Annotated in this window: 10 protein-coding genes and 1 pseudogene; 6 read left to right on the top strand and 5 right to left on the bottom strand. The window is 65.2% G+C overall.

Features of this window, described 5'->3' with window-relative positions; all coding sequences use genetic code 11:
- The first annotated feature begins 28 nt into the window (after positions 1-28).
- A complete protein-coding gene (locus tag ACFFJ6_RS12465; protein ID WP_378388099.1) occupies positions 29-1,243 on the top strand; it encodes an ABC transporter substrate-binding protein in 1,215 nt (404 codons plus the stop codon).
- Positions 1,244-1,489: 246 nt separating this feature from the next.
- Here the strand turns inward: ACFFJ6_RS12465 and ACFFJ6_RS12460 are convergent, their stop codons facing one another.
- The 4 genes from ACFFJ6_RS12460 to ACFFJ6_RS12445 all read right to left on the bottom strand — a co-directional run bounded on the left by ACFFJ6_RS12460 (position 1,490) and on the right by ACFFJ6_RS12445 (position 6,976).
- Complete coding sequence (locus ACFFJ6_RS12460) at positions 1,490-1,696, bottom strand: hypothetical protein (protein WP_378388097.1); 207 nt, start codon at positions 1,694-1,696, stop codon at positions 1,490-1,492.
- Positions 1,693-2,841 (bottom strand): PepSY-associated TM helix domain-containing protein, encoded by a 1,149-nt coding sequence (locus ACFFJ6_RS12455; RefSeq protein WP_378388095.1) that lies wholly within the window; start codon positions 2,839-2,841, stop codon positions 1,693-1,695. The genes ACFFJ6_RS12460 and ACFFJ6_RS12455 overlap by 4 nt, the downstream gene beginning before the upstream one ends.
- Positions 2,838-5,153 carry a TonB-dependent siderophore receptor gene (locus ACFFJ6_RS12450; RefSeq protein WP_378388093.1) on the bottom strand — a complete coding sequence of 772 codons (2,316 nt, stop codon included), beginning with the start codon at positions 5,151-5,153 and terminating at the stop codon, positions 2,838-2,840. The genes ACFFJ6_RS12455 and ACFFJ6_RS12450 overlap by 4 nt, the downstream gene beginning before the upstream one ends.
- Positions 5,154-5,812: 659 nt before the next feature.
- Positions 5,813-6,976 carry a serine hydrolase domain-containing protein gene (locus ACFFJ6_RS12445; RefSeq protein WP_378388091.1) on the bottom strand — a complete coding sequence of 388 codons (1,164 nt, stop codon included), beginning with the start codon at positions 6,974-6,976 and terminating at the stop codon, positions 5,813-5,815.
- A 111-nt stretch (positions 6,977-7,087) separates the two neighbouring features.
- Here ACFFJ6_RS12445 and ACFFJ6_RS12440 point away from each other — a divergent pair.
- Both ACFFJ6_RS12440 and ACFFJ6_RS12435 read left to right on the top strand, forming a co-directional pair.
- A pseudogene (locus tag ACFFJ6_RS12440) lies at positions 7,088-7,340 on the top strand (BrnT family toxin).
- Positions 7,333-7,635 carry a BrnA antitoxin family protein gene (locus ACFFJ6_RS12435; protein ID WP_378388089.1) on the top strand — a complete coding sequence of 101 codons (303 nt, stop codon included), beginning with the start codon at positions 7,333-7,335 and terminating at the stop codon, positions 7,633-7,635. Before ACFFJ6_RS12440 ends, ACFFJ6_RS12435 begins: the two are co-directional and overlap by 8 nt.
- A 29-nt stretch (positions 7,636-7,664) precedes the next feature.
- On the opposite strand, the gene ACFFJ6_RS12430 is transcribed toward ACFFJ6_RS12435, so the two are convergent.
- Complete coding sequence (locus ACFFJ6_RS12430; RefSeq protein WP_378388087.1) at positions 7,665-8,738, bottom strand: linear amide C-N hydrolase; 1,074 nt, start codon at positions 8,736-8,738, stop codon at positions 7,665-7,667.
- 288 nt (positions 8,739-9,026) lie between these two features.
- On the opposite strand from ACFFJ6_RS12430, the gene ACFFJ6_RS12425 reads away from it, so the two are divergent.
- The 3 genes from ACFFJ6_RS12425 (at position 9,027) to ACFFJ6_RS12415 (ending at position 12,677) form a co-directional block, all read left to right on the top strand.
- A complete protein-coding gene (locus tag ACFFJ6_RS12425; RefSeq protein ID WP_378388085.1) occupies positions 9,027-9,332 on the top strand; it encodes a hypothetical protein in 306 nt (101 codons plus the stop codon).
- Between the two features lie 195 nt (positions 9,333-9,527).
- Positions 9,528-11,123 carry an MDR family MFS transporter gene (locus tag ACFFJ6_RS12420; protein ID WP_378388083.1) on the top strand — a complete coding sequence of 532 codons (1,596 nt, stop codon included), beginning with the start codon at positions 9,528-9,530 and terminating at the stop codon, positions 11,121-11,123.
- Between the two features lie 141 nt (positions 11,124-11,264).
- Positions 11,265-12,677 (top strand): TAXI family TRAP transporter solute-binding subunit, encoded by a 1,413-nt coding sequence (locus ACFFJ6_RS12415; protein ID WP_378388081.1) that lies wholly within the window; start codon positions 11,265-11,267, stop codon positions 12,675-12,677.
- The last annotated feature ends 17 nt before the right edge of the window (positions 12,678-12,694 follow it).

Below are 12,694 nucleotides of genomic sequence, written 5' to 3'. Positions count from 1 at the left end.
CGAAAAAGATCACCTCAGGGAGAGAAACATGAAACTCACCAAGGGCCTGCTCGGCCTCGCGACCGCGTGTCTGCTCAGCAGCACGGCAAGCGCGGAGATTTCCGGCAATGTCGTGCGCGTCGGCGTGCTCAACGACATCTCCGGCATCTTCCAGGACACCAACGGCCTGGGCTCGGTCGAGGCCGCGCGCATGGCCGCGGAGGACTTCGCCGGCGGCGGCAAGGACATCAAGGTCGAGATCGTCTATGCCGACCACCAGAACAAGGCCGACGTCGGCAACGCGATTGCGCGCCGCTGGCTCGACAATGAGGGCGTCGATGCCATTGTCGACGTGCCGAATTCGTCGGTCGGGCTGTCAATCAATTCACTGGTGCGCGGCACCAAGATGACATTCCTGGCGTCGTCGACCGCGAGCTCGGACCTCACCGGCAAGGCGTGCTCGCCGAACACGATCCAATGGGTCAACGACACCTGGGCCACCGGCAACACCACCGCCGCGGCGATGATCGAGCGCGGCGGCAAGGACTGGTACTTCATCACGGTGGACTACGCGCTCGGCAAGGGCATCGAGGCCGAGGCCAGCAAGTACATCGAGGCGCATGGCGGCAAGGTGATCGGCTCCAGCAAGCACCCGCTCGGCACCTCGGACTTCGCCTCGTTCCTGCTGCAGGCGCAGACCTCGAAGGCCGGCGTGATCGGCCTCGCCAATGCGGGCGGCGACACCATCAACACCGTCAAGCAGGCGGCCGAATTCGGCATCCATCAAAGCGGGCAGAAGCTGGTCGCCTTCCTGCTCTTCATCAACGACATCCACGGCATGGGCCTGAAGGTCGCGCAGGGCCTGCAACTGATGGAAGCGTTCTACTGGGACGCGAACGACGACACCCGCGCCTTCGCCAAGCGCTTCGCGCAGCGGCCCGGGATGAACGGCAAAATGCCGAGCGGCAACCAGGCCGGCGTCTATGCCTCGACGCTGGCGTATCTCAACGCCGTTGCGGCCACCGGCAGCGACGACGCCAAGGAGGTCGTGCCGCAGATGAAAAAATTCAGCGGCAAGGACAAGCTGTTCGGCGACGTCACCATCCGCCAGGACGGCCGCGTCGTGCACCCGATGTATCTGTTCGAGGTGAAGAAGCCGGAGGAATCGAAATATCCCTACGATTACTACCGGCTGGTTTCGACCATCCCGGCCGAGAAGGCGTTCAGGCCGCTGGCGGAGGGCGGGTGTGAGCTGGTGAAGTAGGCGGGGCTGATCGCCACCCATCAGTCTCGTCGTGGCCGGGCTCGTCCCGGCCATCCACGTGCTACGTCGCGATGTCCAAGATCGGGGATGTCTGGCACACGGCCGGGCATGACGAGGACAAGCCAGCGTCCAGCATCGCCGTCATTGCGAGGAGCGAAGCGACGAAGCAATCCAGCGGCCACGCGGCCTGCGGCTCTGGATTGCTTCGCTGCGCTCGCAATGACGGAATAATTGGCGATCGCGACTCTAGCGCTGCTCCGCCCGCCGCCCACCCAATTGCCAATACACCACCGCCACCGCGACCGGCAAAGTCAGCGCGATCCAGGACATCCAGTCCCATAGGCCGTCGCCGAGCAGGGCGGTGGTCAGGCCGAGCGCGCTGATCACCGCGATGGCGAGCGGCGCGGCGAAGATCTGCGCCGTGGTGTACGATTCTCTCCGGGGCTTGGTCATGCCGGCCTCGTGTCGGCTTGCTGCGTGTCGGCACGGCTGCGGGCGCTGCCGCCGAAGCGTTGCTTCGCGACCCACAGATAGAGGCCGGTGATCAGCACGACGATGCAGACGAGATCGAGCAGACCCCAGATGATCTTGAGCGGCAGGCCGCCATAGTCGCCGAAATGTAGCGGGCGCGACATCTGCAGCAGCGTCAAGTACCAGGGCATCTGCGGCACCAGCACCGGCACGGTTTGATCGACATCGACCAGCGTCGGCGTCGCAATCAGGGCCGTTAGCGCGGAGTTGCCCTTCATCCAGACCACGAGATGGCGCGGGCTGCCGAAATTCTCCGCGGTCGGCATCGTGATCGAGGTGAGGCGGCCGTCCGGCAGCACGGCGCGGACACGCCCGATCGCCTGATCCAGTGAGGACGGCTGCGCCACCGGTGCGCCGCGATACGGCGCCAGCAGAGGCGGCAGCACCTGGCCGCGCCAGTAGTCATACATCGGCATCGCCAGCGTATTGATCGCGCCGGTGGCGCCGACGACGACCAGCCAGACCGTGGTGACGATGCCGAACAGATTATGCAGGTCGAGCCATTTCAGCCGCCGCGAGCGCTGGCGCACGGTGCCGAAGGCGAGCCGGCGCATGAACGGCGCGTAGACTAAGACGCCGGAGACGATCGACACCACCAGCAGCAGGCCCATCGCGCCGAGGAACAGTTCGCCGGGCAGGTCCAGCAGCATGTTCTTGTGCAACAGCAGGATGATATCCATCACGCCCTGCTGCGGCCGCTCCTCGCCCAGCACCGCCTTGGTGCGGCCGTCCATCACCAGCCGATAGAACTTGCCGCGCATCGGCTTGGGCGTCGGCGACATCGTGACCACGACGACGGACGGCTGTTCGTCGCGCCAGGTGACGAACAAGACGTGGTCGCCAGGCCGAGCCTGCTGTGCGGCAAGCAGCACGTCGTCCACCGGCGCGGCGGTGACGTTGCCCGGCAGATGCGGCGCGGCGAACTGTTGTTCGGTCAGCTCCTCGATCTCTTCGTGGAAGATCAGCGGCAGGCCGGTGAGGCACAGCATCAGCAGGAACAGCATGCTGATCAGCGAGGTCCAGGTGTGGACCTTGCTCCAAATCCGGAGGGCGCGTGTTCCGGTCACCAGCGATAGCTCGCGGTCGCGGTGATCACCCGCGGCGTGATGTACTGGCAGCCGCCGGTGACGGTGCACAGCGCGGTGTCCTTGTTGGCGATGTTCTTGACGTTGAGCGCCAGGTTGATGCCCTTCGGCTGGCGATAATGCAGCCCGGCGTCGAACACCGTGTAGGCGTCGTTGGTGATCGTATTGAGGATGTCCATGTAGGATTCCCCCACATAGCGGACGCCGGCGCCGAAACCCCAGCCGGCCAACGGGCCGCTCTGCAGCGTGTAGTCGGCGAAGGCGGACGCCATGTGGCGCGGGATCTGCACCGGCGTCTTGCCGACGTCGCCGTTGTTGCTCTCGGTGTTCTTGACGTTCTGCAGCGTGTAGGTCGCGAGCAGATTCAGCCCCGGCATCGGCTTGGCCAGCATCTCCAGCTCGAGGCCTTGCGAATTCACCTGTCCGGTCTGGATGCTGTAGTTGAGATGCAGCGGGTCGGCGGTCAGCACGTTGTCCTGGGTCAGGTCGAACACGGCGGCGGTGAACAGCACGTCGCGGTTCGGCTGGAACTTGATGCCGCCTTCGTATTGCTTCCCCTTGGTCGGCTTGAAGGCGTTCGAGCTGAAATCGATGCCGGCCGTCGGCAGGAACGATTCGGAGTAGCTGACATAGGGCGCGACGCCGCCGTCGAACAGATAGGTCAGGCCGACCCGCTTGGTGAAGGCGGTGTCGTCATTGATCTGCGGCACGCCGCTGATGCGGTTGAGCGTCGTCTGCTGCGCGGCGTCGAAACGGCCGCCGAGCGTCAGGATCCAGTTCTGCAACTTGACCTGGTCCTGCAGATAGATGCCGGCCTGGTTGAGATTCTGCTTGTAGCTCTGCAGCAGCGTCGTCGGCGTCGCGATCGGCAGGCCGTAGACCGGGGTGATCCGGCTCAGCGACGGCGCAGTGCCGCCGAATTGGGTGCCGCCGAGCTGGAACGCTTGATAGTCCGTGCCGATCAGCACGGTGTGCTGCAGCGGGCCGGTCCAGGTCTTGGCGATGACGTGGTTGTCGATGTTGAAGGTGTCGCTGCTCTCCAGCACCTTTCGCGAGACGCGCGGGAAGACGGTCTGGGTGTCGAGCGGCGTACCGGCGAAGGTGATGTAGCGATACTCCAGGTCGACATGTCCGTAGCGCGCCCGCGAGCGCACGATCAGATCGTCGCTGAAGCGGTGCTCGAACTGGTAGCCGATGCGGTACTGGGACTGGTCGAACGTATTGTAGGACGGATCGCCGAGGAAGATCGGCAGCGGCTTGACGTCGACCACCTTGCCGCCGCGCACGGTGCCGACCGACAACGGAAAGGCGTTGCCAAACACGTCGTGCTGATAGTCGCTGAGGATCGTCAGCGTGGTGTCGTTGGTCGGACGCCAGGTCACCGCCGGCGCGATATAGGCACGGTCGTCCTTGACCTTGTCGGAGAATTTGGCGATCTGCGCGTCGGAGTCCCGCAGCACGCCGGTCAGCCGATAGAGCAGGGTCTTGTCCTTGTCGAGCGGGCCGCCGACGTCGAACGCGCCCTGCAGCCGGTCGGCGGTGCCGACCAGGCCGACCACTTCGCCGAACGCCTGATCGGTCGGGCGCTTGCTGATCAGGTCGATCAAGCCGCCGGGCGGGCTTTGGCCGTACATCACCGAGCTCGGCCCTTTGACCACGTCGACGCGCTGCACGCCGTAGGGCTCGTTGCGAAACACCGAGAAATAGGCCGAGCCGTTCGCGGTGTCGCGCAGGCCGTCGCGGAAGTTGGAGAAGCCGTTGGTCTCGAAGCCGCGAATGCGCGCCTGATCGTAGCGCGGGTCGGCGCCACCCGTCTGCACCGCGACGCCGGCGGTGTATTGCAGCGCCTGGGCGATGGTGTCGACGCCGCGCGCATCGAGATTGTCGCGGCTGATGACGGAGATCGATTGCGGCGTCTCGATCAGCTTGGTGTCGGTCTTGGTGCCGCTGGCGCTGACGCTCGGCACGAAGCCGGGCACCGGATCTGTGCCGCGCTCGAAAACGGCGCGCTGCGTCGGCTGTGCCGGCTGCGGCGCTCGCGCGGCGCGCTGCGCACTGCGTCGCGACGGCCCTGTGGCGGCGCGATTGGTCGTGCGGGGAGCCTGCGCTTGTCGCCGGCTGGCCTGCGGCGCGGTGATTTCGACGGCGGGCAACTCGGTCGACGTCGGCCTCGTCGTCTGCGCGGACGCAGGAGACGGAAGCCAGATGCTCGGCGCGATCAACGCGCTGGTCAGCAACATTGCATAGAGCACGGATCTGCGGCCGGCATTTGCGCCAGCGTCGATAAACTTCATCACTCGCCCCCAGTTGTCAGGGCGTAGTAATCGAATGCAACGGCGTGCATCAACGTGGTTGCAAAGCTTTTGCGAGAACCAAACTTGGAATTGTTCGAACGACGAGGCCGTTGGTCGCGATGCAATGCGCGAGACGGAATTTATCGCCTTGATTCATTTGAGCTGTACGAGATCGGCCGGGGGGCGAGGCCGAATAGCGCGGCGATTTTGAATCGTTCAAATCTTGATGTGTTCTGCGGACATCAGATCGGCGACGTCACGCGGTCCTCGCCATGCCGAAAGCGCCAACTATGTCGCATTGTTGCCGCGACGAAGGAATGTGCATGCAAAGCAGGCGGGGCCGTCGTCGTCGCGACCGCAGGGCTCTACCGCGCCGAGTTCGCGCACCCGGTGCTGTTCGGCGGACCGCCTCCCGGTCTGAAGCGCCGTTTGCTCGTCCCTGAATGGCCGCGCGTTCAGGAGATCGGCATTGCCGCAACCTCCGTAAAACTACGGCTCGGGACTGTCCCAAATAGGACGCGGGCGCTGATTGTGAGACAAGAAGGACAGCCGCGGCGCGGTCCGTCGCGGTCCCCTTCCTTGGGGCGTTTCCTCCCTTGACTTGGCCCGGGCGCCGATCGGCGACCGGGCCTTTTTATGTCGCCCGTCAGCTCATCAGCTCAGCCGGCCAGGCAGCGCCGAATCTCCGGCAGCGCGCGATGCGTCACCGCCCATGCTGCATTGTCGACCGGCGCGCCCTGCGACGACAGTTTCGCGACCACCAGGCGATGCGCCGGATCGACGAACAGATTCTGACCGTGGATGCCCATCGCGAACATCATCCGCGGCTCGTCGTCGACCACGTACCAGCCGCCGCGATAGCTCATGCTTTGATAGGGAAACAGCTTCTGCCACTCGCCGGTCTTCCAGGCGGCGCGGTCGCCGTTGCGCCACAGATCGTCCACCCAGCCGCGCGGCACGATCGCGCGGCCGTCGCCTAGCATCATCTGGCCGATGCGGGCGAAGTCGCGCGCCGTCATGCTGAAACCGCCGGTCGCGCGCGCGAGTCCGTCCCGGTCCAGCGTCATAGAGGCCGGCTGCTCGGCGCCGAGGGGCTGCCAGATCAATTCCGAGACCAACTGCGCGAAGCGGCGCCCGCTGGCGCGTTCGATCGCCCAGCCGAGCAGATCGGTGTTGGCGGAGTTGTAGCGGAACGATCCTCCATGCGGCTGCGGCTTGATCGCCAGGCCCTGGTAGAATCGCTTGAGATCCGACGGTTGTTGATCGGGCGCGAGCGCGTCCCAGCCGGCTGCCGCCGCATAGTCGCGGGTCGCGTCGAGGTCGAGCATGATGCCGGTGCGCATGTCGAGCATCTGGCGCAACGTCGCGCCTCGATAAGCAGTCGCTGCGATTTCCGGCAGCAGTGTTGTTACCTCGGCGTCGAGGTCAAGCGTGCCGCGGCTGGCCAGAATGCCGGCGATCAGGCCGGTGATCGATTTCGATGCCGACATGATGATGTGCGGCGTCTGCGCCGTCATGCCGTTGGAGTAGGTTTCGCAGACGATAACGCCGTCCTGCAGGATCACCAGCGCATCGGTCGCGGTGGCGTCCAGGAAGCCGGCGAAGTCCAGCGTGTCGCCGCCCTGCGCGCGAACGCGGAAGTCATCGAAGCTGCGCGGCGCGCCGGGGAGCGGCCAAACGTCGTCGGCCGCATTGGCGATCGGCGCGGTCGCGATCAATTCGTCCACGTGCTGGAACGCCCAGCGGCTGAACGGCAGCATCCGCCAATTGGCGAGCGTGGCGCGCGACGCGGCGTCCGGCGGCAGGGAAGTTTCGAAAGGCATGGAGGTCTCCGGAAAGGTGCCGGGGTGATTTAGGCGGCTGGGGGCGGTTGGTCCATGCTGAGCGCTGCAGGAATTTCGCTCGTAAATATTCTGTAGCTACGATATAATTCAATGAAGATCGTCTGGGACGAACCGAAACGGATCGTCAACCTAGGTAGGCACGGGCTCGATTTTGCGGAACTCGACCCTGCATTCTTCGAGAGCGCGGTGATCCAGCCGTCGCATTCCGGGGCGCTATTTGGCATTCGGCAGACTGAATGCCGATGTGATCGCTGTCGTGTTCAAGCCGCTGGGGCGCGAAGCGGTGAGCGTGATCAGTATGCGTTCCGCAAACCGACGTGAAAGGAAGTTGTTCGATGGCTAAGAAGACATTGAAGGCCTTTCAGCCCGGCCATGGATACACCAAGCAGGATTGGGACGAAGTGGGCGACAATCCGCAGTGGACGGTGGACGATTTTGCGAAGGCGAGGCCGTTTGCCGAGGTGTTTCCCGATCTCGCCGACTCGATCCGCCGTGGGCGTGGGCCGAACAAGGCGCCGACCAAGAAGCTCGTGTCGCTGCGACTGTCGCGTGAGGTGATCGACAAGTACAAGGCCGGCGGCGATGGCTGGCAGTCGCGCATCGACGCCGACCTGCGGCGGATCAACAAAATCAAATAGGCGTTTGGGCGCCTTGGTGCGCAGCGCTCTTACTTGCCTTCCAACCCCAGAAACTTCAACGGCGCGCTCGGCTTGAACTGATCGTGGACCTCGCCGGCGAAGATGTTGGTCTGGCCGGGGCCGAGATCCAGCTTCTTGACCGCGCCGTTGTCGGCGAAGTCGATCTTGGTGAGATCGACCCAGAATACGTTCGGGGTCAGGGCGGATTCGAAGAAGTACAGCTTGCGCTTGTGATCCGCGACGCTGCGCCAGCGCGTCGAGGAGATGTTCGGCTGATCTGGCGTCGTGATGCCGTAGGGCACCGAGGCGTTGCGGATGACGCCGAACACGCTGGCGAGCGCTTCGGTCGGTTTCTCCGATTTTGGAATGGCGTCGACATAGAACGACGCGCGAGCGAAGCGATCGGCGGCGCGATTGGTGCCTGGCAACATCACGGTGCCGCCAATCTGCTGCCAGTAGGCGTTGAGCGCGAGCTGCTGGTCGAACACCGGCGAATTGGTCATGACCTGATAGCTGCGGCTGTGATGGATCACCTGCTTGCCGTCAATATATTCGATGATCGCGCTGTCGCCGCTGGCGTCGGACAGTGACAGATGGACGGTCGCCAGGCGCTGCTCGCCGGGCATCATGTCGGTGACCAGAATGAACGGTTCTTTCGCCAGCGCGTCGACGGCTTCCTGCACCGTAGCGAAGCTGTCGAGCACGTATTGCGGCCAGATCGAGATCGCCAGGCCCGGCTTCGAGCCATCGTTCTTCGGATACACCGACTCCGCCAGCCACAGAACGTTGGCGACGAGGCCGGCTTCGTTGATGCCGTCCGACGTGGCGATGTCGTAGGCGGAAGCGATGACGCTGCCGTAGCGCGACGTCCATTGCAGCGAATTTGGTCCCACTTCGCCGTTGCGTTTGGCACCGCGCGGGAAAATCCACAGGTTCGTGCCGATGTCGCGCGCCCAGTCCATCGATCGCGCGGTGATCACCTGATTGTCGGCACCCAGATAGACGAGCCGGGTGCAGGCGTCCGCTTCTGCAGACAGCAGCGGAGCGCCGATCATCAAGGCAGCGAGCGAGGCGGAGGCAAGGCGGCGTTTGACTGACAACATGGCTTAGCTCCGAGGCGGAACGTGTTGGTCGATCACGGGCATCGCGCCCGACGGACAGTGCGGCGCAACCAGACTGCCTGAATGTGCAAGCGTCGCACGCCAGCGCGACAAATCAATCCTGCGGCCGCCTGTTAGCAAACAATTCGTCAACACGCGGATGAGCCCTGGCATCTTGGTGTGCTTTGCGGTGCGCCGTTGCTGTCGGGTGTATAAGTTACGACGCATCTTCGCGGAGCCGTCACAATTCAGGACGAGCCGATCCGCGAATCTTGCGATAGGTTCTCGACGATGCTGCTCGATCTGGAAGGAGTTTCGATGGGCGTGCGTGCGGGGTTGTTGGCGGTGATCGCGGCGACGGTGGTGGTCAGTCCGGTGGCTGTCTTGGCGCAGGCCAGTTCCAAAAACGAAGCTTCCAGGGCTGCGCCGCCGGCGCCCGCTGCATCTGCCAAGGCCGAACCGAAGAAGCCGGCGAAGCCGATGACCCGGAGGGAAGAAATTCAGCACGCGATCGATACGCGAACCGTGCCGGAGCGCTATCGCAGCTCGGTGCCGAAGGAGTATCAGAAATACATTCCGTTCGCGAAAGACAGGTAGGCGGCCTCCCGGCCGGCGATGACTTTCGCTTCGGCATTTCCGCAGTGCGGAACGATGCTATTTGAGGCGGCCGAGGCGCCCGCGACCGGCGCGAGCCACCCATGCGCGGCGATGACTGCCTGTGCGACGTTCGTTGGGATACGAATGAAGCAGTGATTTCCCCTCAACCTCCCGCCGACGAGATTCCGCGCCCGCATGAGCATGCCCGAGCCCCAAAGCCGTGAGCCGGTGAGCCGGCATCTCCTGTCGGATGAAGCGGCGGCGGAACTCTCGCATATCCCGACCGAGGTGATCGACTTCGGCGAGGCGCCGCCGTTGGCGCCTGCAAGCCCGCTGGCACAGGGCGAAGTCCGCGCGATCCTGTTGAGCCTGCTGCTGGCGATGTTCCTCGCCGCGCTCGACCAGACCATCGTCGCCACCGCGCTGCCGACGATCGGCCGCCAGTTCGGCGACGTCGAGAACCTGTCGTGGGTGATCACCGCTTATCTGTTGTCCTCGACCGCGGTGGCGCCGGTGTTCGGCAGTCTCGCGGATATCTACGGCCGGCGCGCCACCATCATCGCCTCGCTCAGCCTGTTCATCGCCGGTTCAGTGATGTGTGCGCTGGCGCCGAGCCTGCTGGTGTTGATCCTGGGGCGCGCGCTGCAGGGGCTCGGCGGCGGCGGCATCATGCCGATCGTGCAGACGGTGATCTCCGACGTGGTGACGCCGCGCGAGCGGGGCCAGTATCAGGCGTACTTCTCCGGCGTGTGGGTCTCGGCCGGCATCGGCGGCCCGATCCTCGGCGGCGCCTTCGCCGAGCATCTGCACTGGTCGATGATCTTCTGGATCAACCTGCCGCTGGCGATCGGCGCGCTGGCGCTGCTGCTGCCGAAGATGGCGAAGATTCCGGTGTATCACCGCCGCCGCAAGGTCGACTGGCTCGGCGGCGTGCTGCTGATGGCGTCGGCGATGGCGGTGATGCTGATGCTGACCTGGGGCGGCACGCGCTTCGCCTGGCTGTCGCCGACCATCCTGGCGCTGGCCGGCGCCGCCGTGCTGCTGGCGAGCAGCTTCATCTGGCACGCGCTGCGGGCGCCGGAGCCGTTCCTGCCGCTGCAGCTGATGAGCGGCACGGTGGTGCCCTGGGCGATGGCGGCAGGTGGCTTCGCGATGGGGGCGATGATCGGCCTGACCGTGCACATGCCGCTGTATTACGAGGCCGTGTATCACCTCACCGCGAGCCAGTCGGGCCTGGCGCTGATCCCGATCGCGGCCGTCTCGGTGCTCGGCGCCGCGTTCACCGGACGCGCGATGGTGAAGGTCGAGCGCTACAAGCGGATCGCGATCATCGGCACCTCGTTCTCCGCGCTGATGGCGGCGGCCATCGCCGTTCTGACGCCGCTGCCGCTGTGGTTGTTCCTCGCCATGCTGTCGCTGTTCTCGATCGGGCTCGGCACGGTGTTCCCGGTGACGGTGGTGTCGATCCAGAACGCGGTGGCGCGGCCGCAGATCGGCACGGCGACGGGCGCGATGAACTTCTTCCGGGCGCTGATGGCGTCGTTCACCGTGGCAGCTTTCACGGCCGTGCTGATGATCGCATTCGGCGGCGAATTGCAGCTGGGCGGCACCGAGCATCGCCATGCGATCGGCACGGTGGCATCGGCCGACATGGTGGCGGCGTTCCGTTGGGTGTTCGCCGCGGCCGCGGTGATGCTCGCGGGCTCGGCCACCTGTGTCGCCATCATGGAAGAGCGCAAGCTCGCAGGCCCCGAGCAGAGCGATCCGCCGCCGCTGGAGATGGCGGAGTAGGGGCGGCGGCAAGCGCTCCCGCGACCTCCAGTTAAGCCTGCCGCACGGAATTCCTGCGCCATCGCCGGAAAACGGAGTAGTCTGCCGCAAATCCGCCCGCGGGGCGGCGCATGGCGCTGGGATGGTTCGGATCGCGCGCAGATGACGACACCGAGTAGCAACGACGGCGGCAGCAGCGACTCCCTGCGCAAGCGGCGGCGGCGCAATCGCGCCCGGCTGATGCTCGCGACGGTGGTGACCGTGCTCGTGCTCGTCTTCGGAACGCTCGGCGTGCTGTTCTACGAGCTACGACCGGTGACGTTGCGGATCGCGGTCGGCCCTCCCGGCAGCGATGATCTCAAGCTGGTCCAGGCGCTGGCGCAGACCTTCGCGCGCGATCACAGCTCGGTGCGACTGACGCCGGTGGTCACCGATGGCGCGTCGCCGAGCCTCGCTGCGTGGAACAAGGGGCAGGCCGATCTCGCGGTGACGCGCGGCGATCTCGATCTGCCGAGCGACGCCGAGGCGGTCGCAATCCTGCGCAAGAATGTCGTGACGTTGTGGGCGGTGCCGGCCAAGAGTCGGAAGGGCGGCACGGTGAAGACCATCGCCGATCTCGCCGGTCGCAAGGTCGGCGTGATCGGACGCACGCCGGCGAACGTCAAGCTGCTTCACGTCATCCTGACCGAGTCCGGCGTCGCGCCCGACAAGGTGCAGACCGAGCAGTTCTCGACCAGCCAGATCGCCGAGATGGCGCGCGACGAGTCGCTGTCCGCTTATCTCGCGGTCGGACCGCTCGATAGCAAGACGACCGTGGAGGCGATCGCCGCGACCGCGAAGGCGCGCGGCGAGCCGCGCTTCCTGCCGATCGATGTCGGCGACGCGATCGCCAAGAAGTATCCGATCTACGATTCCGAAGAGATCCCCGGCAGCATCTTCTCGACCTCGCCGGCGCGGCCGGACGACAAGGTCGACACCGTCAGCGTCAATCACCTGATCATCGCCAAGCACGCGCTGTCGAGCGTCACGATCACGCAGCTCACCCGTCAGATCTTCTCGGCACGGCAGCAGCTTTCGCGCGAGCTGCCGATCGCCGGCAAGATCGAGGCGCCGGACACCGACAAGGCGGCGGCGCTGCCGGCGCATCGCGGCGCGGCCGCTTTCATCGACGGCACTGAGCGCACCTTCATGGAGCGCAACAGCGATTACATCTGGGGACTGATCGTTCTGCTGTCCGGCCTTGGTTCGGCCGGTGCATGGTTTCGCTCCTACGTCACCCGCGACGAGCGCGCGGTGGGCACGCGGATGCGCGATCACGCGCTGGGTCTGGTCGCCAAGGCGCGCAAGGCCGAGTCGCTCGACCAGCTCGACGCGATCCAGCACGAGATCGATCATATCGTCCGCAACATGCTGGACTTGTACGACGACGGCGCGGTCGATGATCTGGCGCCGTTCAACCTCGTGCTCGATCAATTCCATAACGCCGTCGTCGATCGCCGCAGCGTGCTGACGATGCCCAGCGCCGGCCTCGCGCCGGTTCAGCCCGATCCGTTCGGTGTCGCCGGCGCCGGCTGACTTCGATTCACTTCGGT

It is taken from the genome of Rhodopseudomonas telluris (genome assembly GCF_042432815.1).
GTDB classification, from domain to species: Bacteria; Pseudomonadota; Alphaproteobacteria; order Rhizobiales; family Xanthobacteraceae; genus Rhodopseudomonas; species Rhodopseudomonas telluris.
This window is presented reverse-complemented; position numbering and strand designations above follow the sequence as displayed.